Below are 16,200 nucleotides of genomic sequence, written 5' to 3'. Positions count from 1 at the left end.
TTACCTCACTTGAATCCATTCATTTATGGTGAGATTTTCCTTCGTTCCGCTTGCTACTGCTTGAAAAACGAGATAATCGGTAACAAACGAATTAATCCCTGGAATAAAGCGACCGTTAGGTAACGTAAACCCTTCATCAAAAATACTAATGTATTTATCGATATTTTTCGGAATAGTCCCGCTGTAAGACCAGTAGACAAAAAGAATCAATGGTAAATCGCCACCAAGTTGATGATATGCTAATAATAAATTTTCAATCTTCTCTCTTAGTTTATCATGCTTGCCCTTTGAATTTTCAAATCGCTCAAACTCTGAAACAAGAATGGGCTTTACGTCTTGTTGACGATACCATACAGAATCCGGCCGAACTTCTCGAGTAATGCTATGACCATATTGTTGGTTAATTGGATAAACAGGGCATTCAGATAAAGCTGTTACTCCTTGAATATGTCTGCCGATTTCCGTAATATAATTCAGTCCTGCAGAATGAACAGTTTCGGAATAATCTCGAATACCATGAACGGAAAGCATCGGAAAAAGTGAATTGCGAATTTTTCCAGTCTTAAATTCTTCAATAATTATTGCCTTTAATTGCTCTTTATCCACCGAATACGCCCCATTCTTTGACAACTTCCGGAGATTGACCACCATGAACTAACGCTTTTGTTCCAACTTTCACTAATAGTGGAGCTGGAATCGAACGCCCCGTAATTAACGCTTCTCCTGTAGATAAAGACGGGAGTTCATCAATATCGGCTTTCGTTAACATATCGGACGTTTTCGTAATGAAACGTTGATCATCTGGATTTTTTAGACGCATAGTAATAATCGTGTTGCATTGCGATGTGACATCTGCATCCAATTTCGAAGGACGTTGTGAAACGATGGCAAAACCTACCCCGAATTTACGGCCTTCTGCGGCAATTTTTTTAATAATTTTTTTCGAAATCGTTGGTGTACCTGCTGGAGCGTAGTTATGACCTTCTTCATATACAAGGAAACAAGGACGAATCGGGCGTTGTTTATCTGCCGCTGCACGCATAATTTCACTGGATACAAGAGCCGTGACAATTTGCTTTGCATCGTCTGACAATCCTTGCAAATCAATAATGATTAATCGTCCATATTTTTCGTTCATTTCTCCAATTAATTTATAAATATCCGTTGGCTCACCGATCGCTTTCGTATAAAAGCTTCGCGCTTCGTTAATGACGCGATTCAATTTCATCGAAGCGACCGCTGCACTTCTGCCGCTTAAAGCTCTTGCTTCTGCTTCCGTTATTTCATCCCAATTCCGTAACTCTTCTAAATCGCCTGAAAGCAACTCACGCAAATCTTTAATATCACGGGGCGGATGTGGGTATTTGTATTTCCAATAACGAATCGCTACATCGAGTACTCGTTGTTGAGGTTCTGTTAAACCAGGCAAGATTTCTTCAAAATCATCCATTTCAAAACGGTCAAATTGCAACGCGAGATGTTTATTCTTACCAGCGTATTTATAATCAAACTCTTCCATTTGTGGCGTATACACATGAATGCCGCCTCCTGCCGCTTGTAAAGCACGGAAACGTTCTTGAATAAATAAAATGCTTTCCCGCTCTTTTTCATCTTCAATATGATCAAGGTTGGTATTGAAATGAATATCCCCTTTTTCAAATGCCTTTCCATACTCACCATGCGTATCAAACACAACAACGGTTCCATTCATTTGCGCCACTAGTCGTTCGATGATACGACCGACCGTATAAGACTTTCCTGAACCCGTCATCGCCAAAACCGCTAAATGCTCTGTCACTAATTTATTGACGTCCAAGTAAACAGGAACAATATTTTCTCCACGTTCATAGCCGATTAAGTTGCCAATCGCAATGCTTTTATTTTCATCAAATTGATAAAACTTAGAAAGAAATTCATAATCAACACCATATACTTTACTTCCCGGATCTAACGGGCGACGTGGAATGCGAATTTGTCCTGTGGCTGGTTCCTTGTAACCGACAAGGTCAATGGAAGCAAATAGTGTCTCCCCAGTCATTTGTGTTCCGGGTAATAATTCGATCGAATTCAATCCTTCTCCAAGATCGCTGTTATATAAAATATTGCTGCGAGAAATAGAGGTAATCCTCCCAAGAACATATGTCGGTTCTTCATCTGGACGTTCTTGATGCAAAATTTTCACAAATTCACCACGACGTGCGGAAAAGCTATCTTGAAGCACCATTTTTAAATCATTCGGGTTTCCGGTATTCCCAATTAGTTTACCGATATATTTTTCTTGGCTCATCATTCATCCTCCCCGAAAAAGTCTACTTCTTCGGTCCAAACATTTTCTACTTCTTCCTTTTTAATCATTTCGCGTGCCTGTGTTTTAAAATAATGAAGAATGGCACCACTTCGAATTGGTTTTAGAGCGTACTCGGCATACCAAAGCGGCAGTGGAAGTGCTTTTGGCTGATCCACTGTAAAAAGGGAAACAATATAGGATGCTAATTCATTAATGGCCTTTGAATCCCAATCTTTGTTACTCCCTATCATTTCTGCAAGTAAAGGCATTGTTCTCATCCCGGCTCGTAAATGAAAGTTGATTAGTCCAAGCTCTCTTACTTTTACCGGCTCTAGCCGATTGTCCGAAGTTAAAATATCATATTGATAAGCTGCCGTTCTCGTTCGACGCGTTAAAATACCGTGGAGTAATTTTTTTACACCTACTTTTTTAATCTTATAAAAAGACTCCTCAATATCTTGTAATTTAGAAAAATGAATCGTGTCAATAATATATTTTTCTCGTTCTACAGCTGTTAGCCCGTAAAAGATGGAACCAAACCGTTTCGTACTAAGAGAGACTAATTGAATTCCATGAGGATTAAACGGGTACATTTTATCTTGATACATAGACCAAAATCGTTCTATTCGTTCTTTACATTGCTCATAATCTTTCAATAACTGTTCATGTGATTCTAACGGTGCATCGGAACGTTCTAACAATAATGGTGTATCAACGATTACCATTTGCGGCGGAATAGATTCTTGCACCATTTCTTCTAACAAATCATACATTTGCGTAATATGAATGAATTTTAGTTTTTTAGTAACATCGATATCATCGGCTTCGTCAATGTCAACGAGGCTGTCTTGAAATGTTTCGTACACAGAGCCTTCCTCTATATATAAATCTTGACGAACGGCACCAGCACTATATAAAATACCACCAAATGCTGGTATTGTTTTGCTTGCTGTTGCAATCCCCGATACCCGAATCGTCAGTGGCGATTTTTTTTCAATGGGACGAATGACACCGCTGTTACGAAGCTTCGGAGCAATGTGATCAATAAAACGCATTTTCGCGCTTAATTTCGTAACAGTACTTGGTAACCCTAACTGGATTTTCGCTACTAGACTATTGGCAATCGCGGTGTCCTGTTTCATTTTACCATTCTCCATCATCGTTCCTCCGCTTTACGATTTCTCTCACAAATGCCCGATAACCATTTTCCTTAATATACTGTTGCCCTTTCTCAGTGATGGTTCCGTCTGAATGGATATAATGTAAATTTGCGAGCTCAGCAAAAGCACTTTTCACCTCATTTTCACGTACTTCCAAATAGAAAAACTTTTGAATTAACGGAACGAGCTGTTGTTGTTCTATAACGTCGGCTGCTGAGAGAAGAAGTAAATAGTGATGAACGGGCTTAAAAATCACTTGTTTTTCTTCCCTAATTTCATTTTTTGTATCTCTTTCATTACTGTGCATTAACGATTGAAATAGACGTTGGCATATTTCGCGTTGCTCAAGCAACCGGTAATCAAGAAGCGGCAATGTTGTGATAGTAATGCATCCGCTACTTGTATCGTAGTAAAAGTCAACGGCAACGGTTTGTTTAGTCGTTAATTGAATTTTGGGAGTTAAATTAGTCGCTATTTCTTCGCGCACCGGAATTCCTTCATATGTGCATTCATTCATTTCTTTAATGGAAATCGAGTCATTCATCTGCAATAATGAAGAAATATCTAAATTAAAATACGGGGGGAAAACCATTAACTGGTTCCCCCAGAATTTTGCCCATTGAATTAGGTTTAAACGATCGCTTTCTGACATTTTTAAAAGAATGATAGCGGGAATAACGCAAACCCCTGGCCGTAACTCTCCAACAGCTTTCTCTTCGATATCAAACCATTCGCGCAACATTTTATACTCTGTCCGTCTTGCGAATGGTTTTAAAATCTGTAGGCTCGACATTAGAGAACCTCCACTTTTGTCCGAATTAACCCAATTTGCTCAAGCTCTTCCTTTTCTTTTTGATAATTGGCCCAGTCTAACTCTCCTTTGCGGGCAACAACTTCTTTATAAAACTCAAATTGCACAAATTGAGCATGATCAGCAAAAAATTGATGTGCATATGTTTCTAATTCTTTCATTTCCGCTTCTACTTTTTCTATTGTTTCTTCGTATGTTGCTTCTTGAATTGGTGCACTTAAGTCCGGTTGGTATGGCAGTTTATGTTGCAGGCGGAAAAGACGGTTCACAGCATCAATTAATAAGTCATCATAGAGCTGATTCCGCTTTTTCCTAGTTATATTATCAACATTTGTGATTTGAGCTCTTAAATCCGTCATATCGTTTTTGTGTTCTTTCAACAGCTTTTCCGTTTCATCTATCAGTGTCATTGGATTTCCTTTTTTTGCAATACAAATATCATCAACCGCTTCTTCGAAACCAGATTCTAAAAATACGGTTAACTTGTCAAATAGTGTGGAAAGCTCAGCAATCCCTACCTCACTTTTCACATCAGCATTACTATTTTCATAATAAGCAATCCATTTCTCAACTTTCGGCTTCGATTCTACAAAAAGGTCTACCATTTGTACAAATTTATCTTTCAAATCGTAATAACGCCCAATGATACCGCTTCTTTCTTTCCACTCAACCTTTGTTTGATCGACTTTCTTTAAGCCTATTTGAGAAATAATGATATTTAAACGGTCAATCGCTTCCTTATAATTCCCTAACGATAAATGATGCGCAAGTGTTTCTTTATTGGATACCATTGTTCGCAATTGTGAAGATTTGACATGATTCATCGCATTTTCAATTTCGTTTTTATATAATTCAAGCACATACGTAAACGGTGAAATTGGTATATAGTAACCTTTATACTCGTTTGTGTTTTTCATTTCCTCTACTTTCTCGTGAATTTTTGCGAGAATATCCTTTTGAATCGTTGATACATACTCGTGGAACTGTTGCACAAGCTTAAGCTTTTGCCAAATTGGCATATCATTCCGGTCAAATGTGATATTCGCGAAGTTACGCTCGTTTGGTTGAAGCGTATCCCATTTTTCCTCATCAAAGATGAAATTACATTCGTCATGAAATTGTTGCAAATAACTTAATTGCTCTTTCCAAATAGCGAGATGGTTGTTTGTATGAGCTTGCAACAGTTTTAAATCGATGTTACGCAATGCTTCGTCAATTTTCTCTAAGTCTCCATGGCGTTTGTATCGTTTCAATAGTTCGATGCGAGCTTGATCAAACGTTTCTTTGAATTCGTCCACTAGTTGATCATATTCTTTCTCATACCATTGTTTAATTTTATCCCGCTTTGCTTCTAACGTATGTGACGTGACATTTTCAACATGAGCATAGTTGTCGATTCGTACGAATTTTAGCGCTTGCAAGAACGTCATCCATTGTTCAACGATTTTTGGTGGTTTAATCACATCAACAGAACTAAAGAAAAACGCTTCTTCAATTTCTTTATATGTTACACGGCGATTTCCAATAAAAGACATTAAAGAAGCAAACGTAGTTGGAATTTGCACTTCATATTGATCATTTTCGTTATTTTGAATAAACAAGCCTGTATCGCGATAACCTTCCTTATCTAATTTAGCCGGAACTTTCGTCGCTTTTAAAGCATGTTGAAAGCGAGTAAAATCTTCGCTGTCTGTAAATTTTACGCCTTGTTTTGCCCCTAGTTCAGCAATTGTTGCATCGTGAATAATCATTTTCGCATATCCTTCTGCTAATAATGGAATAGAGTCTTCCTCTGATTTCGTAAAAACGATTGGACGTAACACATATCCTTCTTTATCGACTTGTTCAAACCAAGTTCGTGCTACCCTTGCAATTTCATCTGTAATCGCACGAATTTTTGCGCGGAATGGCTGCGTTAATTGATGGGCTGACTTGCGGATATCCATCATCTCACGCTCAACCGATAACGCTTCTAATACTTTCTTCTGCGAATTCGTCACTTGGAAAAAGAGCAAGCAACGGCCAAGACGCTCATACTTTCGTTTTATATCATCGATTTCTGTTTCCGCATCAGCGGTCGGTGCTAAAATGATAATCGGGTGATTTCCGCTATCTAGTAATTTGCTGTCAACAAGATCGTGCAAGGAAGTTAGTTTGCTAGCCCAAATAATGTCGACGATTTTTTTTGGATGAACCCCTAAATATAGATGGTTTGTTACCTTTATGCGGAGCCCGCATTTATTTCCTTTTATCTGAATCGTTTGCACTTCTGGATAATCTTGCTCAATCGCTCTTGCAAAACCAAGAAGAAGGCGTTGAATTTCTCCGTCTTTATCATATTGTTTCACCAACTCATTTAAATGTTGTTGAAGTTGTTGATCTTTTTCTTCATTTAATAAATAGTTCGCAATACCTGTTTTGACAGCATAGCGACGATTTAACCGCTCAAGGAACGCAAAGTTTGGGCCAATATATGTTTCGAGTAGTTCTGTTTTCATTCGTTGCTCGAGATACGTATATAAAAGCTCCGCTGCTTCAACGACTTCGTCTTTCGGATAAAGCATGCGTACTTGCGCTAAAAACGTTTCCCGTTCCTTTCCGACAATAAAAGTCCCTTTAGGAGCATTAATTGAGAATGTTTCGAGACTCCGTAACAGTACATCTAAACTAAATGATTCACCTGTCGTTTCATTTACGAATAAATGATCTGATTCGGCTTTATATTTGTTTTTCACAAGATAAAAACCTAAATCATTTTTCGTAAGCGGCAAAGCGACAAACTCTTTAAATAATGGTATGCCTTCAATATGTTTCGCTGATAATAAAATTTGTTGTTCTTCCGCACTATAATAATCTTTCGGATACGGCAGTTGACGTAATAACGCTTTTTTTACAAACGGAATATGCGCTGGCTTTGTATTAATGTAATCTAGTTGCGAATGATCGATTAAACTTTCTTTAAAACGCGGCACTGAATAAGCCAAATCTTGTAAAATCTCACCAGTTTCCTTATCTGGATGCTTCTCAAGATATTGATCACAATGGGCCATAATCACATTTAACCAGCCGAAGTTTCCGGCGGCAATCGTGTAAGCTGCTTCAACAAGACCTGCAGGATATTTACGTAATTTTCCACTTTGTTGTAACGATGCGACATAATCGCTAATATCTGCATAGGAGTTTTGATTGATTTCTAATTTATCTAAACGACGGGCCAACGCCTCGAGTGCTTTAATTTGATCGCCAATTGCCGGTGAACAAAGCAACAAGAAAGAGACATTTGGATGGCGAGTGCGGCTATCTTCATGTTTAATCGCTGATGTGATCACTTTAATCGCATCACCGTCTAATTTCTTTTTCCGCTCTTCGCTTTGCTCTTGAATCCCATCCATAAATAATTCGTACTCGGATTCTACTTCATCGACAATAACCATTAAATGCTCAATGCCAAACTGCTTTAAGTAAGCTAAACCGTTTTGGACAAGTTGATCAAGCTGATCAATATGTTGTAGTAAATCATTTGTTTCATGCCGCCCTAACTCAATCGCCCCAGCCAATTTCTCTGGTGAAAAACCAAGCGGGAGAAAATGATCTTGAATATGTTTCACAATCGAACCTTGAATCGTGCGGGCAGGTTGTTGTTCCGCTAATTTTGCTAACGCTACATACGCCCCATAACCGACCCAGTTTTCCCCATAAAGAAGGTCCTCATGCATTTGTTCATAACGAATATAAACAGGTAAAATGCCGTCAGCGAAATCTGGCTTTAATAACCGGACTTTTTGCAGTTGACCTGATTGGTCACGAATCGTCCATCCTTTATCAATTCCAAGCGCTTCGCTCACTAATTCATAAGCAATGCGCGATTTACCAATTCCCCATTTAGCAATCAATGTAAAAACTCGTGCCATTGGCGCTGACTTTAAATCTTGTAAATATTCTTTAAACGCCTCATAAAATTCACGCTGACCGACCATTGGCTGCTGAACCGGAAATGTGGAAACCCCATCTTTTAACCAGACAGATTTGCTCATCTTTTCAACCCCTTTATCGCTGGAATTCAAGTTTTAATAATTGGTATTCTCGTTTGCCTAAATAACCCCTTCCATGTCTCGGCTGGCCTGATTCATAATCAGCAATATAAAACAAACCTTCACGAATACCTTTTGTCATATAATAATCGACAAAGCGCGCAAGCCCTTGTTCCCACGTTGGATAAAAACGCTCCATCAGCTTACGAAGCAACGGTTCAATTGCAACAAAACCACGATCATCCTTCTCTTCGTTCACTTTTTTCTTTAACCATTCGATTTCTGATATACTCTGAGCGTTCGTCAATGAAAATAAATAATGTGAACCGATGTGTTCCAACACCTTTTCTTTATTTAAAATGATGATTCCGACATCTGCTTCAATAAACCAGTCTAAATAAGCAAATAATTGCATCGGCGCACGCATAAACGAAGAAATATTTGTTTTTGCCGGCTCTTTACCGTTTGAGCCAACAAACATCCAATCTTCATCTAATTCAATTTCTTCTTCAGCAAGAATATTACGCCAATCATTCCCTAACGCTTCATTTTTAAAAGCATGAAGAAGAAAATTCATATCATTAAGCTCTGGATTGCTTGAAAACGGATGATACGCAACATCGTCAAATCGCAGTGTCCACTTACTTAGCTGTTCGAGCGATTGACCGTTTGTTTCAAAAAAGCCATCATTCAACAATAAATGCATAATGACTCGTGTTCTTGGCGAATATCGTAACAGTTGTTTTGCAAGCAACAATTCCCATCCGTGCTGTTGTTCATACGCAGCTACAAGTTCATTCGCTTCCTCTGTACGAATCAAACATCCATCATCTGTTCGTGTTAGGAAATGGACACCTTTAATTTCAAAATTACATGAATTTTTTACGTACTCATAACCATGTAGTCCAAACAATTCTTTGGAACGGTCTAGTTTTTTATCTTTTTCTTCCACATCTTTTCCTAAGTACAATTTTGCGATTTCCTTGATGGAACGCGCTTCGGTTTTCTCTGGAATGCGCGATAACAACTCACACCATCTTTCAAAATTTCCTGGCTCAATCCAAAATCGTTCAATCGATAGTTTTATTTGTTTCATCCTCTGTCCCTCAATTCATCAATCCACTGTTCGATCCGTTGGCGAAGCTGTTTGCTGCCTGCCATCAGCGGAATAAATAAACTTGTATTGTATAACTCATCTTCGATATGGCTTGGAATGCGATATTCTTCATCGACAATCGTTAAAAAACCACGATCATGTAAATAGTGGAATATCGTTTCTAAACAAGCGATTTCTTTTGGAAATAGTTGATAGTTGCTCACTTTACAAAACTCTAAAACGAAATCGTTGATCGTTCCATAGCGATATTCTTGATTTTTTGACGACATTAAAATAACGTCAACTTCGTCGTTCACCGCATGAAACCGAATGGTTGTCATTCCTTGCGCCTCCGTCTGTTCGCGGACAACGCAACAAAGGAAAACAAAAAGATTCCAAGGATGTGTGAAAATATGTTTAAATAACGGATTCTTTAATGCAATATTTGGCTCATGCGGTGCTAATACCACAAGAGGCTGATCCTTTAACGGCGATAACTGGAAGTTAGCAGCTATTTTTCGTCCTTTTGCCCATTGTTCATCAATTTTTTTACCGAGCGGTTTGTCTTGTTCAACCGCTTCTTGTTGATACTGTTGGATATGGGCTAGATAGTAAATAATGCGCTGATAATACGGTGCCCCGTTAAAAATAAAATGATTGTGCTCACGAAAAAGAGGCTCAACTTCCTTTACATGCTGCTCTAAAGATTCCGTTTCGTACCGTTCACCATGCTTCAACTCATCTAATATTTTTACGATTTCCCCCGCAAACTTTGGCATTTTATGAACGAAATCAACAATTCCATCAATATCCTCAGCTTCACGCATTTTTAATACGGTTAACAACGACGTTTTTAACAAATATTGTTGATAATCCTCATCAAAACAAAACAATGTATGAAGGAAATCAGTTTGATTCGGAAACCGCTTCACAAACGCAATCCAATTGTTCGTGATCACTGCTTTTTTCTCATGCACATATAAAAGACCTTTTCTAACAAACGGCTCAAGCTCAGCGACATAAGCTGTTTCACCATAGTGATACAGCTTCTCTAAATGACTATGTAACCTTTTCAACTCCAACGCATTCACCTCCTAGAAAAGAAGGAGTGCCTTTACACTCCTTCGGAAATTTTCGATTCGTCGAACTTGCCTTCGATTAAGTCTTCGACATCTTGTTTGGCTTCCGAGATAAATTTTTTTGATTGAATTTCAAACTTGATTGCTTTTGAAATTTTTTCATGAATCTCATCTTGAATTTCTTGTGCAATTACCGGAATTACAAAATTAGACAATTGCTCATTAAATAAATACTGTTGTCTAATTCCATAAGAGTGCTTTTGAACTTCTAAAAAACCTACAAGAGAATTTAATACACATGTTAAATACCCTGGTTTGCATTTCTCATTCGTTCTTAAAACCGCAACATGTGCTCCACTTAGTAATGGAAGCATTTCATCAACTACTATATAGACCTGAATCCGTGACAAAACATCTTTACAATGGTCGCAAACCGTTGATACGATAAGGGAAAACGACGTTGACGATTCTTCATCAAGTAGGTGATATGATGAAAGATTTCCCGATTCGGTTTGTATTGACAGATGAAGCGATTACCCCAAGTGCTGGGCTTGCTCTCGTTGGCTACTTACTGCACCAAACGAAACTGGATAAACGGGTAAACGCACTTCGGCTTCCAACGGTTCGTCGAGAAGTGCACATTTCCCATAGCGATGTCATTCGCTCGATGATTGGCTTGCTTGCCACAGGAAAAACGGATTTCGATCATATCGAAGCGTATCGTCAGGACGATATCTTTTCGGCATCGATGGGGATTCAGCACGTGCCTTCCTCTCCAACCTTGCGACAACGACTCGATCAGCTCGCTTGTCTTCCGATGACCGAAACGATTCTTTGGGAGGAGTCCATACGTCTGTTGATTCAACGACATGCCACTTTGTCCCCTTGTTGGACCAAAGGAAAGACGACATGGCTTCCCCTTGATATAGATGGTTCCCCATTTGACAACTCCGATACGAAAAAAGAAGGAGTCAGTCGAACGTATAAAGGATTTGACGGTTTTACACCGTTGTTTGCGTATGCAGGGAAGGAAGGGTATCTCGTTCATGCCGAGTTGCGTCCAGGGAAACAACATGTGCAAGACAACATGCCCTCGTTTTTAGTCACCGCTATCCGTCGAGCTCGTCAACTGACTTCATCTCGTCTGCTTGTTCGCATGGATGCAGGAAACGATGCAGAAGCGAATGTGCACGTATGCCTAAAGGAAGACGTGGACTTTGTCATCAAGCGAAACTTACGCCGAGAATCGAAAGCGCTTTGGTTCCAGATCGCTTCGCAAAAGGGCAGACGCGTCGATGATGGACAAAGCGAAGGAGTACAAACGTATGAGTTATGCCTTCCACAGACCGCAGCGATCGATGGAAACACGTATACGTACGTTCAAGTCACCCAAGTGACGGAACGGACGATGGAACGAAATGGACAGCTGATGCTCGTTCCTGATTATGAAGTGGAAAGCTATTGGGTGCGGCTCAAAGGATACGAGCATGTTCGAATGAGCGATGTGCTCGCGTTGTATCATGACCATGCGACATGCGAACAGTTTCATAGCGAACTGAAGAGCGACTTAGATTTAGAGCGGCTTCCATCTGGGAAGATGAAAACGAATGCGCTCGTGTTGGTCATGGGAGCCTTCGTTTACAATCTTCTTCGTCTGATTGGACAAGATCTATTAAGCGATCCGAGACATCCGTTGCACCACAAAGTGAAACGCCGTCGCATCAAGACGATTATTCAGACGGTGATCACGATGGCAGGTCGACTCGTCCGCCGATCACGACAGATCTGGATGAAACTGACGCGAAGGAGTGGGTACAGTATACTCCTACTGAATGTGTATCAAAAATGGAAAGAGGCAAGATAACAACTCACATTTCGCACCCTAACAAGGTCAAAACAAAGGATTTTTTATTTAGTTTTTCAGAATAACTTTTTGACCAACACGACGAGCGATGGCAATCCTTTTTTTACCATCGATGGTCGTTCCGTATGACGTTACACGTAAATGCTCTCATCCAGCCCCAACCCCTGCAGAATCCTTCATTGTTCAGGGGTGAGGGAGCGATCCAGTGAGCGTTGGATGCGCCCATCCGGCAGCTCCAGCAGGATGACGTTCACATATTGAAACAGCTGAAAAATCGCCCGTCCCGTCGGTCGGGTCAGCTTGCGGCCTCCGGCGCCCTTTAATGGGTGTTCGGGTGTGATGAACTGGCGCACTCGGCGCTGAAAGACGCGGTAAATGGCCAAGGCCAAGAGAAACAAATAGCCCAATACCGCAACTCGTTCTGGCTTTTTGACATAGATCTCATCCGTGAAAAAAGGGTCTTTCAAAAAAGCGAAGTTCATTTCCACCGAGATCTGCCCTTTATACAGCTTCAAGATCTCTTGGGCATCCATGGGTTGGCCCTTCCATTCCTTCGGAACGGTCGTGACGAGGACAAACCGGGACGCTTTCCGTCTCGCCTGTTCCCACGCGTCTTGGTCGAATTCGACGTCAAGGTGCAAGAAATACAGCGTCTCCACCTCGGGTTCCGCCCCTTTTTTCGGCCGTCCGCGCCGTTTTTTCGGGCGTACGATCTCTTCGACCGCGGCCTCAACCCGATGAAACCGGGGGCGAAGGGACGCCTTGAGGGACGCCAAGGCTTGTTCGGCATCTTCCCGGCAGGAGAAGGGGTGACGCTCCCAACGGGCTTGTTCCTCGCGAAGAAGCTCCGCTTCTTTGGTTCGTTCTTTTTCAAGCGTCTTTCCTTTGCGCTGGTCGAGCGCGCTCGATTCAACAACGATCAGCCGAACGGGGTGGCCTTCATACGTCGAGGCCGTTTCCCATACCCGGTACGTGGCGCCGTTTCTCTCCGCCAACGTAAAGGGATCGCTCCACGTCGTGTCCTCAGCATCCGCTTCGGCCAGCGCGGTTTTCACGATCCGGAGCGACGAAGGGCCTCTGGTGATCAAAAAGGCGTTGGCCGCTTTGGTTTGCGCCAGGGTCTCTTTCGTCATCGCGGCAGAATCGGCCACGTAAATCCATTCGTCTTCGATTTTGGCCTGCTTCAGCTGTTCGTGGACACGGGACAGCACCTCCGGATTCCACGTTTTGTCAGGCAGGTTGCCGTCGTGCACATCGCCGTAAAACGGGATGCCGTCCTCGTTGCCGACCAGTCCGAAACCGATCTGTTTTTGCCAACGATGATGGCGGTTATAGCCATGTGTGATCTGCAAAGCCTCTAATGAGGCCGATTCATACGCGCCGTAAACCGTCTTGTCCGTCGTATCGGCGTGAAAGGCTCGGAGGGAAAGGCCTTCTTTGCGATAAATGTGAATCAAGCAAGTGCTGATCACCTTGTGAATATCGGCCTCATACAAGCGGTCGAGATGACGAGCCAAGGCATCGTCGTTCAACCAGGAAGGATGGAGACCGGGACGGATGAGTTTCTCTAGATCGATCTCCTGAGCCCATCGTTCCACGTGAACGAGGGCTTGCCGGCCGTCAAACATATTGTAGATGATGGCCTGAACGGCATCGCTGACTCGAGTCTGGCACTGTGGATCAACGGGAACGAGATGGTCAATCAATTGGGGCAGGCCCAGTTTCTTGAATAGGGCACTTATTATATTCAAATAATAATTGCGATAGACCTTTTTGACTTGAACGTTCATAAGAGAAAAACTCCTTTACGTTCCTTGTGTGTCAAGGATTCATTCGACATCGGAACGAAAAAATCCTCCCGATTTTCGTTGAGAGGGTGCGAAATGTGAGATAACAAACAGATGTTCGGGTACTCATATCCATCACTCCCCCCTGTACTTTTTTTGTCTCTTTTTTGGTTTGTATCTCCATAAAAGAGGATTTATCTCGTTTTCAAACATGAAAGTGGTGCAGGGAATCATCAAAAAAAGGGATGTATGGATCATATATCCATAGAACTAACACCAAAATCAAAGTTGATTTCCAACCATCACGGATTCAGGTATAGATGCAATTTAAAGCTTTAACATTTTTCGTCTTTGCCGGTCATTGCATCCGACTGTCGAGTGACCGAACAACGCCGCTTAAAGACCCATGAATGGGTCTGTGAAGCGAGTCGTTGTTCGGTCTTCCGTCACGCTAAGGCGTGACGGAGGCAAGCCGCACGCTTGCCTTCGACAGTCGAAAATGGGCAAACCACTTTTCTGTCAAGGATATGTTAAACTTCTTTGTTGCATCTATATAGACAAGCTTCTCCCAAAGGTGGTCCTGCCGTTGTATAAACAACATCGTCTACACAGATTGCTTGGTGTTCATTAGCCTTATAATAATCTTGTGAAACTTGAATTTTTGCATTTTCTATCTCAATTCTATATGGATCAATATCTGAAACAATAAGTGATGGGATTCCTTTTTCAACTCTATCATTTTCATCTGGTGAATTATTTTTAATGATTTTATATAAAACTTGACTCATTTTAAATAAAGAAATTCCTAGAGACTTTAAATGTTTTTGGAAACTCAAATACTCTTTAGGTTCATCACCAAAAGTTGTACTTGCACCTGTCATGAAAGTATGTTAGCTGTTTCTAGCCGAACCCGCAATGCAAAACGCTGGATATTTCTGTATCCGTATCCCCGACGTTTCATCAGCTTGATCTTGTTATTTGTTCCCTCCATTTTCCCATTTGAATAAGGGGATAAAATGCACGATATGATTTCGTCTGTTCGTTTGACGAGTGATTTTGCGATGGCGCGAACAGCAGAACAAGGACAAAACAAATACCTATGAACCCAGGCGTTCAAACGACGTTTCGCTTGTCGCTCGTTTTGGCTTTTGGATACATAACGAAAATGTTGAAGGGATTGATAGACAGCCTGCAAGGAATCACTCTCTTTCTGCCACTCCCGCACCGTTTGGCGCTCCTCCTCGGTGAGTTTCTCGGGGCACTGGGTCAATAAGCGGCAAACATGCCGAACATGCCCATGTTTCTTGTTCCCTTTTCCGAAGGATTTGCGGCATCGATCCAACGCTTCCGTAAACAATTGAATCACATGAAAATAATCGACCACATGCTTCGCTTCCGGACACACCCCTTGAATGGCTTTTTTCATCGCTGGAGCCAAATCACTCACGACATACTGAACAGAACCAGACACAGGAGCCAACACACGTCCAATGGCTTCCTCGTTCTTTCCTGCTTCAACGGCATACACTTCTCCCGTTTCGGCATCCATGACTGCCACTCCGTAATCATGTCCTTTTCGAAACGCAAACTCATCGACACAAACTGCCTTTGGTTGGATGTCATTCGATAGGAAGGAAGGGGCATGGGTATAAAACCAGCGTTCAACGGTCGTGTACGGAAGCTTGAGCATACGAGCCACCGCCTGAATGGATGTTCCGATGCAAGATTGCGCCACCCATTGCTGAAACGCATCCGTCGCTGCACTTCGAGGGGAAATTCCGGGATAAGACGTGCTGAATGTCATGCCACATGTACAACAACGTCTACGCTCCACAGGGAGTTCCACCCAAAAGATGCCGATCCGTTGAGCATACCCATGCATCCATTGCTTCTTTTTTCCTGTCATTTTGATCGTGCGTTTCAAGCAAACAGGACATAACGGGCATTGTTCAGGAAGAGAAAGTTCGAAAATCCAACGTTCTTCTTCTTTTCGCACCTTTTGAATCAAAACATCTGGTAAATCGATGAGTTCTTTGATAAACTGAGCGTACATGCGAATTTTCCTCCAATGGTTTGGTTTGGACA

Annotated in this window: 12 protein-coding genes; 1 reads left to right on the top strand and 11 read right to left on the bottom strand. The window is 41.4% G+C overall.

Annotated features, from left to right (window positions below):
* The 8 genes from NSS88_RS15690 to NSS88_RS15655 are packed head-to-tail and all read right to left on the bottom strand — an operon-like array spanning window position 1 to window position 10,874.
* Window positions 1–606 (bottom strand): hypothetical protein, encoded by a 606-nt coding sequence (locus NSS88_RS15690; RefSeq protein WP_044746807.1) that lies wholly within the window; start codon window positions 604–606, stop codon window positions 1–3.
* Window positions 599–2,287: a helicase HerA domain-containing protein gene (locus NSS88_RS15685; RefSeq protein ID WP_044746806.1), complete on the bottom strand. Its 1,689-nt coding sequence runs from the start codon at window positions 2,285–2,287 to the stop codon at window positions 599–601. Before NSS88_RS15685 ends, NSS88_RS15690 begins: the two co-directional genes overlap by 8 nt.
* Entirely contained in the window at window positions 2,287–3,444 is a 1,158-nt protein-coding gene (locus NSS88_RS15680; protein ID WP_049626187.1) for a hypothetical protein, read from the bottom strand. Before NSS88_RS15680 ends, NSS88_RS15685 begins: the two co-directional genes overlap by 1 nt.
* On the bottom strand, window positions 3,431–4,240 hold the full coding sequence (locus NSS88_RS15675) for a hypothetical protein (RefSeq protein ID WP_049626188.1): 810 nt from the start codon (window positions 4,238–4,240) through the stop codon (window positions 3,431–3,433). Before NSS88_RS15675 ends, NSS88_RS15680 begins: the two co-directional genes overlap by 14 nt.
* Window positions 4,240–8,292: a hypothetical protein gene (locus NSS88_RS15670; RefSeq protein WP_341085233.1), complete on the bottom strand. Its 4,053-nt coding sequence runs from the start codon at window positions 8,290–8,292 to the stop codon at window positions 4,240–4,242. Before NSS88_RS15670 ends, NSS88_RS15675 begins: the two co-directional genes overlap by 1 nt.
* 13 nt (window positions 8,293–8,305) lie before the next feature.
* Entirely contained in the window at window positions 8,306–9,385 is a 1,080-nt protein-coding gene (locus NSS88_RS15665) for a hypothetical protein (protein WP_044746802.1), read from the bottom strand.
* Entirely contained in the window at window positions 9,382–10,467 is a 1,086-nt protein-coding gene (locus NSS88_RS15660) for a hypothetical protein (protein WP_339240532.1), read from the bottom strand. The genes NSS88_RS15665 and NSS88_RS15660 overlap by 4 nt, the downstream gene beginning before the upstream one ends.
* A 32-nt stretch (window positions 10,468–10,499) precedes the next feature.
* Window positions 10,500–10,874, bottom strand: a complete 375-nt coding sequence (locus NSS88_RS15655) for a hypothetical protein (RefSeq protein WP_341085232.1) — start codon at window positions 10,872–10,874, stop codon at window positions 10,500–10,502.
* Between the two features lie 80 nt (window positions 10,875–10,954).
* On the opposite strand from NSS88_RS15655, the gene NSS88_RS15650 reads away from it, so the two are divergent.
* A complete protein-coding gene (locus NSS88_RS15650) occupies window positions 10,955–12,328 on the top strand; it encodes an IS1380-like element ISGsp2 family transposase (protein WP_047752210.1) in 1,374 nt (457 codons plus the stop codon).
* 176 nt (window positions 12,329–12,504) lie between these two features.
* Here NSS88_RS15650 and NSS88_RS15645 read toward each other — a convergent pair whose 3' ends face one another.
* The 3 genes from NSS88_RS15645 to NSS88_RS15635 form a co-directional block, all read right to left on the bottom strand.
* Window positions 12,505–14,118: an IS1634 family transposase gene (locus tag NSS88_RS15645; protein WP_340994618.1), complete on the bottom strand. Its 1,614-nt coding sequence runs from the start codon at window positions 14,116–14,118 to the stop codon at window positions 12,505–12,507.
* Between the two features lie 527 nt (window positions 14,119–14,645).
* Window positions 14,646–14,996, bottom strand: coding sequence for a hypothetical protein (locus tag NSS88_RS15640; protein ID WP_341085231.1), 351 nt, complete (start codon window positions 14,994–14,996; stop codon window positions 14,646–14,648).
* Window positions 14,993–16,168 carry an ISL3 family transposase gene (locus tag NSS88_RS15635; RefSeq protein WP_050367390.1) on the bottom strand — a complete coding sequence of 392 codons (1,176 nt, stop codon included), beginning with the start codon at window positions 16,166–16,168 and terminating at the stop codon, window positions 14,993–14,995. Before NSS88_RS15635 ends, NSS88_RS15640 begins: the two co-directional genes overlap by 4 nt.
* Window positions 16,169–16,200: the final 32 nt, after the last annotated feature.

Source organism: Geobacillus sp. FSL W8-1251, from assembly GCF_038005945.1.
Lineage (GTDB): Bacteria > Bacillota > Bacilli > Bacillales > Anoxybacillaceae > Geobacillus > Geobacillus stearothermophilus.
The sequence above is the reverse complement of the archived record's forward strand: the minus strand, read 5'-3'. Positions and strand labels throughout refer to the sequence as shown.